At 62.9% G+C, this 15,005-nt stretch carries 10 protein-coding genes; 3 read left to right on the forward strand and 7 right to left on the reverse strand.

The features are described 5' to 3' along the window. Positions 1-20: 20 nt before the first annotated feature. The 7 genes from DI606_RS04055 to DI606_RS04085 all read right to left on the reverse strand — a co-directional run bounded on the left by DI606_RS04055 (position 21) and on the right by DI606_RS04085 (position 8,769). Positions 21-1,208, reverse strand: a complete 1,188-nt coding sequence (locus tag DI606_RS04055; protein ID WP_293979974.1) for a PepSY domain-containing protein — start codon at positions 1,206-1,208, stop codon at positions 21-23. Positions 1,209-1,210: 2 nt separating this feature from the next. Beyond that, entirely contained in the window at positions 1,211-3,337 is a 2,127-nt protein-coding gene (locus DI606_RS04060; protein ID WP_293979976.1) for a TonB-dependent receptor, read from the reverse strand. Between the two features lie 213 nt (positions 3,338-3,550). Next, positions 3,551-4,801, reverse strand: coding sequence for a DUF3526 domain-containing protein (locus DI606_RS04065; RefSeq protein WP_293979978.1), 1,251 nt, complete (start codon positions 4,799-4,801; stop codon positions 3,551-3,553). Further along, positions 4,798-6,240 (reverse strand): DUF3526 domain-containing protein, encoded by a 1,443-nt coding sequence (locus DI606_RS04070; protein ID WP_293979979.1) that lies wholly within the window; start codon positions 6,238-6,240, stop codon positions 4,798-4,800. The genes DI606_RS04065 and DI606_RS04070 overlap by 4 nt, the downstream gene beginning before the upstream one ends. Next, a complete protein-coding gene (locus DI606_RS04075; protein WP_293979980.1) occupies positions 6,237-6,974 on the reverse strand; it encodes an ATP-binding cassette domain-containing protein in 738 nt (245 codons plus the stop codon). Before DI606_RS04075 ends, DI606_RS04070 begins: the two co-directional genes overlap by 4 nt. A 158-nt stretch (positions 6,975-7,132) precedes the next feature. Next, the gene (locus tag DI606_RS04080; protein WP_293979982.1) at positions 7,133-7,765 is read right to left on the reverse strand and encodes a response regulator; all 633 of its coding nucleotides are present in this window, start codon (positions 7,763-7,765) and stop codon (positions 7,133-7,135) included. Next, positions 7,765-8,769: an ATP-binding protein gene (locus tag DI606_RS04085; RefSeq protein WP_293979984.1), complete on the reverse strand. Its 1,005-nt coding sequence runs from the start codon at positions 8,767-8,769 to the stop codon at positions 7,765-7,767. Before DI606_RS04085 ends, DI606_RS04080 begins: the two co-directional genes overlap by 1 nt. Before the next feature lie 344 nt (positions 8,770-9,113). Here DI606_RS04085 and DI606_RS04090 point away from each other — a divergent pair, with 344 nt between their 5' ends. From DI606_RS04090 to DI606_RS04100, 3 genes are read left to right on the forward strand one after another with little or no spacing between them, the layout of a single operon-like run. Then, positions 9,114-10,286 (forward strand): efflux RND transporter periplasmic adaptor subunit, encoded by a 1,173-nt coding sequence (locus DI606_RS04090; RefSeq protein ID WP_293979986.1) that lies wholly within the window; start codon positions 9,114-9,116, stop codon positions 10,284-10,286. Next, positions 10,279-13,398, forward strand: a complete 3,120-nt coding sequence (locus DI606_RS04095; RefSeq protein WP_293979988.1) for a CusA/CzcA family heavy metal efflux RND transporter — start codon at positions 10,279-10,281, stop codon at positions 13,396-13,398. Before DI606_RS04090 ends, DI606_RS04095 begins: the two co-directional genes overlap by 8 nt. A 4-nt stretch (positions 13,399-13,402) precedes the next feature. Continuing rightward, positions 13,403-14,854, forward strand: coding sequence for an efflux transporter outer membrane subunit (locus DI606_RS04100; RefSeq protein ID WP_293979989.1), 1,452 nt, complete (start codon positions 13,403-13,405; stop codon positions 14,852-14,854). Positions 14,855-15,005 lie beyond the last annotated feature (151 nt).

The following is a 15,005-nucleotide window of genomic DNA, read 5'->3' on the forward strand; positions in this document are numbered from 1 at the left end:
CGCATGCACGCGTCCTGAAACTAACTGGCGCCACCGATCGCGCCCGGCGTCAGTATGATAGCCATGATGATCAAGGCGGCGCAGACATAAGCCCATGCGCCCATCCCCGCCCAGGCGATGCGACCTGCCGTCCGCCGATGACGCTCGGCTTTTTCAAGCCGCTTGGCGTAGATGATCACGCCGGTCACGGACATCGCCGTCAACACCGTTCCGAACAGGAACCAGACGATCTTGGTGGCAAGCCCCCCGAACGTGCCGAAATGCAGCGGATCGGCCATCTCGGAAATCCGCTGATGAACGTCGAGGTTAGAGCCGTCGAGCGAGGTCGACACATGATTGTCGGCAGGGTCGATCGCCACGCCATTGGCGCGGTCGCGGACCAGCCAGGCGCGATCCTGCCCCAGCAGAACGACGCCATTGTCGCGCGTGAAGCGGATTTCGCGAATGTCGAGATGAGGGCGCATATGCCGTGCCGTTGCGACAAGTCGATCCAGCGCGGCCCCCGTCGGCAGCGGAGCCACCGTTTCGACTTTCGTAAGCCTGGGTACCGCTGCATTGCCGCCTAGCGTCTCAACCAGATACCACACGCCCGTCAGCGCGATGAGGGCGACGAACCAGAGGCTCCAGAGCGCGCCGAGCCGGTGCAGGTCTCCGCTCAGCCGCCGCGCATCGCCGCCCCGGGGCAGGCGGAAGAAACCACGCCACCATTTCTTGTAGGTGACGATGCCGGTCACCAGCGAGGCGAGCAATAGCAGCGCCAGCGAGCTCACCAGCGGAATGCCGACCTTCGTAGGCAGCATCAGATGACGATGTATCTGCCGCAGGAAGCGGTGGACGTTCGCCCAACCGTGGGTGCCGGTCACTTCCCCGCTCCAGGGGTCGATGTAGACGCGGCGTGGCGCGCCCTTTCCCATGTCCACCCACGCTTCGACAGTGAACCACGGGTCGATTGGCGCGTAGAGCGTCGTCAATCGTCCGTGCGGTTCGGCCTTTGCCGCAGCGGCGGCGAGCACGCCCCAACTGGCGCGGGGGCCATCCTGCGGCGATGCGCGCATTGCCGGTGTTATCAGCCAGTCGATCTCATGCGCGAAGACGGCAAGGGTGCCGGTCGCCAGCACGAAAGTCATGAAAATCGCCAACTTCAGCCCGGCCCAGCTATGGACCCGCCACCAGAGCGAGCGACCTTTATCCTGTCGTGCCTTCGCCATCGTCAGAACTGGAAGCGCAGCTCTGCCAGAAACGTGCGCGGCTCACCCGGGAAGTGCCCGCTCTGCGCGGAAAAGCCCGAAGCGGCGTACACCTTGTCGAAGATATTATCCACGCGCAGCAGCAGTTCGGCGAAACCCAGACCTTTGGTGATCGAAGCATCGAAGATCGTGTAGGGCTTTACCGTCTGACCCGAAAGGCTGATGCGGCGCGAGACATGCTCGCCACCGAAAGCGAACGCTGTGCCGATCGCCGGGACCTGATAGCGGGTCCAGAAGCCGACCTTGTGCTTGGGGGCGTTGGCGAAGCGATCGCCCACGGCGTTGGTGATCGCCTGCCCCACTGCGGTTCCGGTAATCTTCGTATCGTTATAGCCATAATTGACCAGCAGCACCCAGTTCGGGGTGATATCCGTCGTCAGGTCGAATTCGAAGCCCTTGCTCGTCACCTCGCCTATGGGTGCGAGCTGGTCCACGCCGTTGACAGGTTCCCGCGCGGGGTCGACCTGAAGGATGTTCTTGCGCACGATGCGATAAACGGCGGCATTCGCCTGAAGCCGTCCATCGAACAGCTGCGACTTCACACCGCCTTCCAACTGGTTACCGGTGACCGGGGAGAACGGACCGCCCGCGTCGCTGTTCTGGTCGGCGGCGGCCTGCGGCTCGAAGCTCTGCGACCAGCTGGCGTAGAGAGACACGTCGGGACGCGGTTTGAAGATCGCGCCGCCCCGGAACGTCACGTCGCTGTCGGAATATTTGGACCGGCCGGAAATTTTGCCGCCGCTGCTGGTCGTGACGCCGTCATCGAATTTGTCGTAGCGTGCACCTGCGACCAGCAGCAGCGCGTCGGTCACGCTGATCTGATCCTGGAGATAGACACCCTTGCGCTTGGTTCGGGTATCGGTGGTGGTGAAGGGCAGCAGGGCCGCGCGCGCCGCGTCGCCCGCGCCGCTGCCGTAGACCGGATTGCTGAGGCTGAGCGAGGCCACGCCAGCGCGCAGGATACGCGAATGCAGAACGCTCTTTTCATCGTACCAGTCCGCACCGGTCTGAAACTTGTGTTCCATGCCCAGCACATCGACCCGTGCCGTCAGATTGGCCATGAACGACAGGCCATCGACGGGACGGATCTGGTCGCGGAACTCGCGGCGGACGAGATCGGGGTTGGAGGGATCGAGTCCGCGCGGTTCATGATATTGCTGCTTTTCGGTAGCCTTGAAATAGCGCGCACCTGCGTCGAAGGTCACGCGATCGCCGATCGTCGTCGCATAACGCGCCTGATAGGCTTGCGACCGCAAATTGAGGAAGTCGGTCTTCTCATTGGCATTCCAGCGGATGCCGGTGAGGAAATTGCCGTTATTGTCGGTCAGCACGCCGCGCAGACGGTTGGCTTGAAGCTCGTTGTCGTAGATCGTCGCCTGAAGCGTCAGCTTGCCGCCTTCATTGGTCTTGATGGCGATGCCGGCATCGCCGATCCGCGACTTGTTTTGCGTGTTGCGCCGATAGGGATCCATCGATTCATAGAAACCGCCGAGCCGGTACGTGATCACACCCGCATCGTCGACCGGCCCGGTCGCTTCCGCCGACAAACCGATCCGATCGTACGTGCCGCCGGTCAGAACCGCGCGCAGGCCGGTCTTGTCGGAAGGCGCCTTGGAAACATAGTTGATAATGCCACCCGGCGACCCGGGGCCGAAGAACAGGCCCGCCGGACCTTTCAGCACTTCCACTCGCTCGATGTTGAACAGCTGCGGCACCGAGAAGCCGATGAACGGGTTGCCGCGCTGCCCGTCGTAAAAAGACTGGTCCTGCCGAAATCCGCGGAACGTGACGCCTGCATAGCTGAAGAAGCTGACGCCCGAGATATTACGGTAGATGTCGGTCGCATCGCGCGCGCCCTGATCCGCGAAGAGATCGGAGTTGATTACCTGGATCGCCTGCGGGATGTTCATCGGGTCTTCGGCGGCCTTGCCAACCGTGGTCTGTTCCACGCGGTAGAGGCGCTGCGCGCGACCGGTCACGATGATCTCGCTGTCGGCGCCCGACGCTTCGGCTGGCGCCCTGTCCTGCGAGAAGGCCTGCATGGAAACGCAGGACACCGATGCAACCAGCGCTGTTTTGAAAGCCCCCAAAATATACCCCCGTATAACCATGATGCGAATCAATCGCAATATGCCGGGATGTCTATCAGGGCGTTTGGGTGGCGCAAGCGCTATTGCGAGCTATTATCGCATTTCCGCCGCTCGCGATTTCGATTTGACCGAGCGCGCACGGTTTGATGGGCAAGGATAATCGGCGATGGAGGGAGCGGCCCCGACTTCGCCCGTACCGTCTGCCATCCCGTTTCAGCCTTCGAATTTCGGCGCCTTGTCGAAATCGGCCTTTCCAAAGGGCTTGTCGGTAAACAGATAGCCATAGTAAAAATTGCGAAGCCGCTTGTGGAAGGCGCGGATACGGTCCTGATAAGCGAGTTGGGCCTGCATATCCGTGTCCGCAAGGCGTGCGAGCACGGACTGGACCCCGACCGAGGGCAACAGCCAGCCGATGGCGTGAGCGGCCGCGTCCCGGGCCTCTATGGCGTTGCGATAGTCCGCGACCTTCTTCGCGACACTCTCGTCGCCCACCTGATGGAAGGCGAGATACCATTTATAATGGAAGGCGGTCGTCAACGGCGGGCTGCCCCTCCATTCGGGATGATTGGCGTAGAAAGCCCGCATCGTGTCCTCGCGCGGAATGTCCCACGCGCGATTCACCGCCTCTCGCTGCGCCAGACTTATCTCAACGCCCTGACCGACCGGGATCACCCTGTTGATCGCAACATGCGCGATGGTGGGCAGGACCAATGTCAGCATCAGCCATAGCCCCGCCAGCGTCGCGGCATTGGCGACAGAACTCCAGCGCAGCCGCCCGATCAGCAGCGTGACGCCGATCCAGAAGCCTAGGTAGAGGGCGACCAGACCCAGCACGACAAGCAGTTGAGCGACCGGCACATGCGACAGGATTGCGCCGACACACAGCGGGACGCCGAGGGCCAGAAACAGCAGTCCGCCGCGCAAGCCCACGCGCCGAGCCCAAAGATGACGCCCCGATCCCACCAAAGCGTCGAGCATAGGAAGCCGCCCCGCTTCCCGTTCGCCCGACACCAGATCATGAAACAGCGCGATGACGAATAGCGGGGTCAGATAGACGACGACAAAGGAGAAATCGAACCGACCGGGCAGGGCGAGTTCCGGATTGAAGGCTTCGCCGTCATAAAGTTGCGCCTCCAGCCCAAGGGCTCGGACCCGCAGGATATAGGGGGCGACATCGCGCAGACCCAGCGCCGCAAAGGCCAACGGTGCGGGTGTGTCCCAGGTCGCGTGAAAGCTATAATAGGCGGCGCTCCCAGCGTCCTTGTCCCGGTCGATCCATTCGGCGATCCTGGCGATATCCTGCGCCTGCTCGGGCTGGATACGCGCGATGACCTCACGCTGGCGGCTGATCTCCGCCATCCCCGCCACGACGGCGGCACTGGAAAGCGAAGCGACGAGCAGCAGCGCCAACGCCGCCATGCGCGACCGCAGCAACAGACGCAGTTCGTGGGCTATCAGGATCATGAACGGGCTTTCTGAAGATGGCGTGCGACCGGCACCAGCGCCAGCGCAGCGACGATGAGCCAGCCTAGAAGCAAACCAAGCCCCGGTAGGCTGGCCTTTACCAGATCGGCGGCGCCGGGAGGCTCAAAACGGAAGGGCGGGATTTCGTGCCAATGCCCGGCAGAGATGCGCTTGCGCCGGTCAGCGCCCGCATCGCTCGCGGTGTCGTTGGCGTAGCTAACGGCATCGGCCTGAAGCCGGTTCAAACGTTGCACCATATTGTACCGATAGGTTTCAGCCTGCGTGAGGAAACGACGATGCCCTTCGAGATCGGTGCCAGCCGCCGCCATGGACAATTGCCGCAGCGAAATGGCCGGGCTGACGATGCCAAAGCTGTCGTTCAGCCCGCTCTGCGACCGCTGGACGGCGAAGCTGCGGCGCGCATAGTCGTCGAACAGCCGGGACGTGAGCTTCTCGCCCTCCAGCGCCAACAGCCCCTTATAATTGACCGGTAGATCCTCGACCCGGGTCACACCGTAATGGCGCAGCGTTTTTTCCTTGAACGCGGTGAAAAAGGGATCGTCCGGGTTATGACTGTCGCCCAGCTTATGCAGGTCATGCGCGATGGCGATATCGGTTTCCAGGCGTGTGGGTAACACATATGCCTGCGACGCGACGTCTGGCGCGATGCGTGGCACAAGGATCACCAGGACAGCCCAAATCGCCAGCAGGGCAAGCAGAGCGTCGCGTCCGCGCTTGCAAAGCGCAGAGACGAGGATGGTGATGATCGCCCACAACGTCAGATAGGCGGCATAGCCGAGCGCGATGACCAGCATGGGTCCAGCCAGTGCACCGGGTTGTCCGGCGATCAGCAGGAAAGCGATCATTGCGGGCAGCCCGACCAGCGCCGCAACCAGGGCCAGAGCGAGCAGCTTTCCCAGGATCGTCGCGCGCGCGGATACGCCTTGCGCCAGCATTTGGCGCAATGTGCCGCGCTCGCGTTCGCGGGCCACCGCGCCATAGCCCAGGAAGATCAGCAGCAAGGGCGCGATGACCTGCAATACGAAAGCGGGCGTCAACTGACCGAAGCGGACCAGCAGCGAGGATTGGCGGACATCGCCGAAATTGGCGCTGTTCTGGCGATGGCCTTCCAGGAACATGCTGTTGCCGGTGAAGGCGTCCACGCCCGGATCGAAAGCGGCGAGCGGACCCAGCTGACGAAAGATGAAGTTGCCATAATGGACCATCCGGTGCGGGTGGCGATCGGGCTGGGCTTCGAACGCTTCGCTGGCCTGCGCCTGAAAGCGAGCGCGGGTTTCGGCGATGGATCGCTGATGCGACCAGCTTATAAGCGCTGCCGAAAATGTCAGCAGAACGAGCAATGCAAAGGCGATGACAGCGACCCTGTTGCGCCGCATCAGGCGCAATTCGTCCCGCGCGATCAGGCTGACGGGGCTCATGCGGCGATAACTTCGCGTGCGAATTTCCGGTGCAGCTCACGCACGTCGAACCGCTCATCGCCTTGCGCCGATGCTTCATCGACGATGCGACCGGCCTCCAGGAAGCCGATGCGGTCGGCAATGTCGGCTGCCGACAACAGGTCATGCGTCACCATCAGCACTGCGGCGCCTTTGCGGGCGACATCGTGGACCAGCCTGTTGAAATCGGCGGTGGCACGGGGATCGAGGCCGGAAGATGGTTCGTCTAGCAGCAGCACCGGCACTTCGCGCAGCAGGGCAATGGCGATCGCCACCTTCTGCCGCATCCCCTTGGAAAAGCCGCCGAGCCGCTTGTCCCAGGCGGCATTCTGCAATCCGGTTGCATCGAATGCGCCGTCGATGGCGTCCCGAGAGGGATAACGGCCAGCCAAAGCCAGGAGATAGGCGGCATTTTCTCGAGCGGTCAGATGGTCGTAGAGGGCCACATTCTCGGGAACATAGGCGATCTGCTCGCGCGCCTTGTCTGGCGCCGCCGCCGGATCATGCCCAGCGATCAGGACGGTTCCGCTGTCTGGTCTGGCAAAACCCAGCAATGTAGACATGGTCGTGGACTTGCCAGCGCCATTGCCGCCCAGAAGCGCGTAGATTTCACCGGCGTCGACTTTCAGACTGAGGCCGCGCAACACATGATGGCGACCGTAGGACAGGTTGACGTCGGACAATAGGATGCGCTGGCCGATGGCGGTCAGGGACATGAATGATGCTCCTTGGCTGTTGCGCCCGAGCATTTCGCCTATGCCGCAATCTGTCAATGGAACGTTATAACATTTTCAATTATAGTTCCCTACAACGTTGCTATTCATTCATCGCCATATCGTCGTTCGACAGCATCGCTGGAGCCTGCGGAGGCCGGTCAGTTGAGATGCTGCAGCGCGTCTGCGATGCGAACCAACTGCGGTAGCGATTTTGCACCCATTTTCAGCATGACCTGACGACGTCGCACCTTGACGGTGATTTCGCTCACCCCGAGCGTACCGGCAATCTGCTTGTTGAGTAGCCCCTCCACCACTAGCTGCATCACTGCTTTTTCGCCTTCGTTCAGGTCGCCAAAGCGTCGTGCCAGATCCGCGCCATAGGCAGCCTGGGTCCGCCGCGCTCGATCCCGTTCGATCCCGCGATGGATCGCGTCCAGAAAGTCCTGATCGTTGAACGGTTTGGTGAGAAATTCTATGGCGCCGGCCTTCATCGCACGAACCGACATGGCGATATCGCCGTGCCCGGTAATGAAAATGACCGGCAATGCTATACCGCAAGAAGCCATATGCTCCTGAAATTCCAGCCCGCTTTGTCCCGGCATCCTGATATCGAGGACCAGGCAACCGGGCGCATCCGGCAAGGCACTGTCCAGAAAGTCTCGCGTCGAGCCGAACAGACGCACGCCGATCCCCATCGACGCGAGCAAATCCTCCAGCGCCGCGCGGACCGAAGCGTCGTCGTCGATCACATGCACGATGGCGGCTGCATGTTTGAACGGGGCCTGCTCCATCAGACGCTCCCCGAGCAGCGATGAGCCGGGAGCCGGACGTGGAAGCAGACGCCCTGCGGCTTTAACCGTTCTACCCATATCGTGCCCCGATGCGCTTCGACGATCGACCGGCTGAGCGTCAGCCCGATCCCGGTGCCATCCTGCTTGGTCGTCCAGAAAGCGTCGAAAAGGCGAGGGAGATGCTCTGTCCTGATACCTGGCCCCGTATCGCTCACTTCAATCTCCATGTTTCCGCCCACGTCCGGGGCGACGGAAATCGAAAGGCTGCGTTCGTGTCTGGGAATGGCGACCATGGCCTCTATCGCGTTGAGGACCAAGTTGCAGATCACCTGCTGCAACTGAACCTTGTCACCCCAGATCAGAGGTAATTCCTGTGCAAATATCATGTGGAGCGTGACGCCGTTCCTGTCGATTTCGCCTCGCGACAGGGCTATGGCCTCCCCCACGAATTCCTCCGCCCCCAGGGCCTGCCGGTCGAGGGCTGTGCCCTTTACATGGTCGCGCACCCGGCCGATGATCGTGCTGGCGCGATTGGCGTCTTCCACCACGCGCCCGATCGCCCGCTGCGCCCGATCGACGTTCGGCGGCGACCGGGTCAGCCAGCGCAGTGCGGCGTCGCCGCTCGTCGCGATGGCGGCCAGCGGCTGATTGACTTCATGCGCGATGGAAGCTGCCAACTCGCCCAGGCTATTGACCCGGGCAAGCCGGATGAGCTGCGCCCGCGCGCCATGGGCCGCAGCCTCCGCAGCGACGACCTTGAGAGCGAGATAGGCCGTGATAGCGATGGTCGAAACGCTGATGGCGAGATTCACGCCCCCGGCTTCATGCGCCCCCGACCTGTTCAAACCAAAGCTGATCAAAGAGAGCAGGATGCACCCGGTCGCGATCCGGACAATGGTGCGTCGCCGAAACTGGCCGACCGCCAGAAGGATAACGACGATATAGAAGACGGCGGTCGCGATCTCCCGGTCGGTCAGCGTGTCGAACACGAATATCACAGACATCAGCAAGCCGATGACCAAAACTCTGGCGGCGGGGGACGTCAGACGCCGATACAGGGACGGCGATCCATCCCGCCCATCCGCAGAGCGTGCTTCGATCATGCCCGTCTCCGCCTGCCGTGACCTGTCATCCAGCCCTATCATAGCCGCTTTGGCGCCACGGCAAAATCCGTAAACGGCAAGCCTGTTACGTTATACTTTCGTATATCGCGCCTATCCCGATGGAGTCTCGCCCGACCGCCGCACCCATTGTATCAGCCCGCAGCTAGCCAGCCGGACATTCAAAAGAATGCCGGTAACGGGAGATATTCGCTGGTGCGCTGACGGTGATGACCGGGGGAACCAGAATGCCTATCGACCGGAACCAGAGCATTCGCGAATGCCATGAGGCGGCGTCGGGCATCGCACTGCGGATCGTGCCGTCCGTCCGCCTGGTGGCGATCGTGGCGGTTGCAGCCCTTGCGGGATGCGGTTCCAAAACATCGACATCCGCTCCGCCACCCGCGCCCTTCACCATGGAGGGCAATAGGGTGGTGATTCCAGCGAGCTCTCCACTCCGCAAAAAGATCGCGATAGCGCCCGTCACCGATGCCAGCGTCACACAGGGCGTCGAGGCTCCCGCGGCGGTCGAAGCAGACCCCGCCCGCCAGTATCGCATTTTGACGCCTCTCACAGGTCGGATCACGGCCTTGGGCGTCCATGTCGGGGATCGTGTCCGCGCGGGGCAGGTGCTGGCGACGGTGGCTGCGCCCGACCTGTCGTCCGCGCAGGCCGACGATGCACGCGCGCGTGCGCAATTGCGGGTTTCCGCCACCGCCCGCGACCGCGCTATCGCGCTCAAAAGCATCGGCGGCGGCGCGGACAAGGACGTGCAGCAGGCACAGGCTGATTTCGCCGCTGCGCAGGCCGAAGCGGCCCGGGCCGCCGACCGCCTTCGCCAGCTAGGCGCGTCCGCGCGGATGCGGGGCGGCGGGCTGGCGCTGACGGCGCCAGCCGCGGGGATCGTGACCGACCTTGCTGCCGCGCCCGGGGCTTTCTGGACCGACACCGCTGCACCGTTGATGACCGTAGCCGACATCAGCACGGTGTGGGTCACCGCAAACGTCACCGAAAGCAACCTTGCCTCCATCCGTGCCGGGCAACCGGCCACGATAAGCCTTACGGCCTATCCGGGCGAAACCGTCACGGGCCGCGTACAATCCGTCTCGCCCCTGCTCGATCCCGACACCCGCCGTGCCAAGGTGCGGATCGCCATCTCCAATGCGAACGGGAAGCTCAAGCCCGGCATGTTCGGGTCCGTCAGTTTCATCGCGCCGTCAGGCCGGATGACCGTCGTTCCGACCACCGCGCTCCTGCTCAAGGATGACGCCACGACCGTCTACGCGGAGGTCCGCCCCTGGACGTTCGAGCGCCATGTCGTCGAAACCGGAACGGAAATGGGGGGGCGAACCGTCATCACGAAGGGAATTGCCGTCGGACAGCGCGTCATCGCCAAGGGCGGCGTTCTGCTCGATGATTGACCGTTTCATCCGGCTCGCGATCACGCGGCAGAGAATAGTTTTGATGGTCGCGGCATTCGTCGCCATCTATGGCTGGTATTCATGGCGACAGCTGTCGATCGAAGCCTATCCCGATATCGCCGATGTCAGTTCGCAGGTCATCACCCAGGCCCCCGGTCTGGCAGCGGAAGAGGTGGAACAGCAAATCACCGTGCCGCTGGAGCGCGCCCTCAACGGTACGCCGGGCCTTACCATCATGCGGTCGAAAAGCACATTCGGCCTTTCGCTCATAACCCTCGTCTTCCGGGACGGGTCGGAGGATTACTGGTCGCGCCAACGCATCCAGGAACGTATCCAGGACGTGACCTTGCCCCCCGGCATAACGCCGGGCCTCGACGCGCTGACATCGCCGGTGGGCGAAATTTATCGCTACACGCTCGAATCCGGTACGCTGGGTCAGCGTGAATTGTCCGAGATTCAGCGTTGGGAAGTGATTCCCGCCCTGTCGCAGATACAGGGTGTCGCGGCGGTCAACAATTTCGGCGGCATCACCACCCAATATCAGGTGGAGCTCGATCCGGCCCAGCTTCAGCGGTTCAATCTTTCGCTCAAGACGGTCGAGAATGCGATCACCGCAAACAACCACAGCACCGGCGGCAGCATCATCACGCGTGGCGAGCAGGGCTATGTCGTGCGCGGCGTCGGCGCGCTGCACAGCCTTGACGATCTCGGCAGCATAGTCGTCAGCCAGAAGGGCGGCTCTCCGATTCTGGTGCGCGACCTCGGCAAGGTACGGCTCAGCCAGGTCGAACGGCACGGGGTGGTGGGCAAGGACGATCATGGCGACACCATCGAGGGTATCGTCACACTGCTACGCGGGGAAAATCCCTCTCGCGTGATGGGGGATGTCCATGCCAAGGTAGCCGAACTCAACGCCGAACTGGCGAAGAAGGACGTGCGGATCGTTCCTTATCTCGACCGGTCCGACCTCGTCCATACCACCATCGACAAGGTGTCGCATACGGTGTTCGAAGGCGTCGGCCTCGTCCTCATCGTACTCATCCTGTTCCTCGGCAGCCCGCGCAGCGCGATGATCGTCGCCATCGTCATCCCCCTCGCGATGCTGATCGCATTCATCCTCATGAATCTCACACATGTGCCCGCCAACCTTCTATCGCTGGGCGCGATCGATTTCGGGATCATCGTCGACGGCGCCATCGTGATGATGGAATCCCTCCTGCGGCGACGCGAGGAACGCCCCGACAAGCCCCTCACCCGCGCCGAAGCGACCGACGCTGCGATCCAGGTCGCCCGACCGATCTTCTTTGCGACGATCATCATCGTCACCGCCTATATGCCGCTCTTCGCGTTCCAGCGGATCGAGGCGAAGCTGTTCACGCCCATGGCGTTTACGGTGGGCTATGCGCTGCTCGGCGCGCTGCTGGTGTCGCTCACGCTGGTGCCTGCGCTTGCCTATCTGGCGTTCCGCAAGCCGCAGAAGCTGTTTCACAATCCGGTGCTGGCGATCCTCGACCGCCATTATACCGTCCTCCTGCGCCGCTGTCTCGACATGCCATTCGCGATCTATGGCGTCGTCGCGGTTGCAGCGGCAGCGGTGCTCATGCTCGGCGCGACGGTCGGACGCGAGTTCCTGCCGACACTCGACGAGGGATCGATCTGGTTGCAGGTGCAGTTACCCAGCGGCATTTCGCTGCAAAAGAGCAGGGAGATGGCGGCCGAACTGCGCCGTGCAGTGCGTTCTTTCCCAGAAACATCCTATATCGTGACGCAACTCGGTCGTAACGATGACGGCACCGACCCCTTCACCCCGTCCCATATCGAATCGAGCGTCGGCCTCCATCCGTATGACACCTGGCCGTCAGGCGAAACCAAAGCGGACCTGATCCGACGGATGGACGCCAAGTTCCGAACGATGCCCGGTTTCCGGGTCGGCTTCAGCCAGCCGATGATAGACGGCGTCTACGACAAGATGGCGGGCGCGCACAGCGAACTGGTCATCAAGGTCTATGGTGACGACTTCCGCGAACTGCGCCGCATCGGCAACGCCATTGTCGATGTGCTCGACCACACACGCGGCGCAGCCGATGTCGCCGTCGATCAGGAGCCGCCCCTCCCCCAACTCGTCATCAAGGTGGACCGGGAAGCTGCCGCGCGGCTGGGTGTCAACGCCGATGACGTGGCCGACCTTATCAAGACCGCCATCGGCGGGAATGCGATAGATCAGCTCTATGTCGGCGATCGGCGCTACGACATCGCCGTGCGCTTCCCGGCGGCATCGCGCACGACCATCGCCCAGATACGAGATCTGCCGATCACCACAGGGAGCGGCGCGCAGGTGCCATTGTCGGCCGTGGCACAAGTGTCGCTCAAGTCGGGCGAGAGTACGATCACACGTGAAATGGGCCGTCGCCAGATCACTGTGAAGCTGGGCTATCGCGATCGCGACCTTGCCTCCTTCCTGAAGGAAGCGCGGAGCAATATCGCGTCGAAAGTGCATTTCGACCCATCGGCCTATCGCCTCGAATGGGGCGGCCAGTTCGAAAATGAGGCGCGCGCCGAAAGCAGGCTGCAGGTCATCCTCGCCATCATGTTCGGTGCGATGGCGTTGCTGCTCTACATCCAGTTCGCCCTGTTCCGGCAGGTGCTTCTCATTCTCGGCGTGGTGCCGTTGGCGACGCTCGGGGGGCTGGTGGCGCTGCATCTGACGGGCATGACGCTTAACGTCGCCTCCGCTGTGGGTTTCATCGCATTGTTCGGCGTCGCCATCCAGAATGCAATCATCATGGTGTCCAATCTCAATACCCATCGCGTCGATGGCGAGGGGCTGCTGGACGCCGTGCTGACCGGCGCGGGCGAGCGGCTGCGACCCGTATTGATGACCGCGACCGTGGCCACCATCGGCATGCTTCCCGCAGCGCTCAATACCGGTGTCGGCAGCGACGTGCAGCGCGGCCTGGCCACGGTCGTCGTCGGCGGCTTGATCGTAGCGACCGCACTGACACTGTTTGTGGTCCCAACGCTCTATTATGTCATCGAGCGGAGTGCGTCCCGACGCGGTGAACGGCGCAGCCGACGGGTCACCGATATGCCGCAACCGGAAATGGGAGCCTGAAACGATGCGTCGCCGCTGCTCTCTTCCCATCATCGCGTCGGTAGGCGCCCTGCTTGCCACGGCAGGCTGTACCGCAGGTCCCGATTTTCATCGCCCGCCCCCTCCGCCTTCCGCCGCTTATGCCAATGTTCCCGGCGCGAAACCCGGCGTTCAAACCATCGCAGCGGGCGCCGATATCCCGGCGGACTGGTGGACGGCATTCCATTCGCCCGCTCTGGACGCGCTGGTCCGCCGCGCCATCGCCGCCAATCCCGATCTCGAAGCCGCCCGCGCCGCGTTGCGTCAGTCGCAGGAGCTTATGAAGGCTGAGCGCGGAGCCCTATTCCCCAGCGTCAATGCCGACGCATCCGTGACGCGCGCACGTAATCCCGCCACCCTTGCGTCGCCGCTGCAATCCAACAGCAACCTCTATACTTTGCATACCGCTCAGCTAAGCGTCGGATATACCCCCGACCTGTTCGGCGGCACCCGCCGCCAGATCGAGGCGAGCGCCGCTGCGGCGGAGGTCCAACGCTTCCAGGTCGAGGCTACCTATCTCACCCTCACGTCCAATGTCGTTGTCGCTGCAATTACAGAGGCATCGTTGCGTGCTCAGATCGACACCACGCAACGGAGCGTCGCTGCGCAATCGCGCATTCTCGAAATCCTGCGCGGGCGCCTCCGCTTAGGCGATGCCGCGCGCGCCGATGTCGCGGCGCAAGAAACCCTCCTCGCCCAGACAGAACAATCGCTGCCCCCGCTTCAGAAACAACTGGCGCAGCAACGCGACCGGATCGCGGCCCTCGCCGGACAGATGCCCGATGCGGAACAAACATATTTCGACCTCCACGGGCTTTCCCTGCCGAGCGACCTGCCACTCAGCCTGCCGGCGAAACTGGTCGATCAACGACCGGACATTCGAGCGGCTGAGGCCAATCTTCACGCCGCTGCGGCACAAGTCGGCGTCGCGATAGCCGCGCGCCTACCCTCCATCACGCTCAGCGGTGGCGTCGGCGGATCGTCCACCGATTTCGGCACGCTGCTGGCACACGACAATATCCTGTGGAGCATTGTCGGCGGATTGACCGCCCCCCTGTTCGACGGGGGGGCGCTGCTGCATCGCAAACACGCTGCGGATGCTGCATATGACGAAGCCAAAGCCCAGTATTGCAGCGCCGTTCTGGCAGGCTTTCAGAATGTCTCCGATGCGCTGGCCGCCATCAGCGCCGATACCGACGCACTCCGCTCTGCAGAACGAGCCGAACGGGCGGCTGCCGACAGTCTGGCGATAACTCAGGGACAGGTTCGGCTCGGCGCGGTTGCGCAGTTTCAGGTGCTGAATGCCGAGCAGGCCCACTGGCAGACCGGCATCGCCTTGCAACAGGCGCGCGCCGCGCTGCTGAACGACACCGCCGCGCTGATCGAGGCTCTGGGCGGGGGCTGGTGGAATCGGGACGCCCCGTCACCGGGCAGTTGATGCTTGCCGGTGCGGCCCGGCTTGTCACCCTTTCGTAAGCGGGGCCTGGAGGCCGCAGATCAGGCGGCTTCGGCGATCGGTTGCTGATCTGGCTGCCAGTTCCATATGTGGACGGCTCCCTCTTGCAAGGGCTGAACGGAAAATTTGATCG

The organism is Sphingobium sp., from assembly GCF_003248505.1.
Lineage (GTDB): Bacteria > Pseudomonadota > Alphaproteobacteria > Sphingomonadales > Sphingomonadaceae > Sphingobium.

Excerpts from the sequence above, each read along its gene's own strand:
- DI606_RS04055 (WP_293979974.1), bottom strand. The coding sequence starts at position 1,208 with ATGGCGAAGGCACGACAGGATAAAGGTCGCTCGCTCTGGTGGCGGGTC.
- DI606_RS04065 (WP_293979978.1), bottom strand. The coding sequence starts at position 4,801 with ATGATCCTGATAGCCCACGAACTGCGTCTGTTGCTGCGGTCGCGCATG.
- DI606_RS04070 (WP_293979979.1), bottom strand. The coding sequence starts at position 6,240 with ATGAGCCCCGTCAGCCTGATCGCGCGGGACGAATTGCGCCTGATGCGG.
- DI606_RS04075 (WP_293979980.1), bottom strand. The coding sequence starts at position 6,974 with ATGTCCCTGACCGCCATCGGCCAGCGCATCCTATTGTCCGACGTCAAC.
- DI606_RS04080 (WP_293979982.1), bottom strand. The coding sequence starts at position 7,765 with ATGGAGCAGGCCCCGTTCAAACATGCAGCCGCCATCGTGCATGTGATC.
- DI606_RS04085 (WP_293979984.1), bottom strand. The coding sequence starts at position 8,769 with ATGTCTGTGATATTCGTGTTCGACACGCTGACCGACCGGGAGATCGCG.
- DI606_RS04090 (WP_293979986.1), top strand. The coding sequence starts at position 9,114 with ATGCCTATCGACCGGAACCAGAGCATTCGCGAATGCCATGAGGCGGCG.
- DI606_RS04095 (WP_293979988.1), top strand. The coding sequence starts at position 10,279 with ATGATTGACCGTTTCATCCGGCTCGCGATCACGCGGCAGAGAATAGTT.
- DI606_RS04100 (WP_293979989.1), top strand. The coding sequence starts at position 13,403 with ATGCGTCGCCGCTGCTCTCTTCCCATCATCGCGTCGGTAGGCGCCCTG.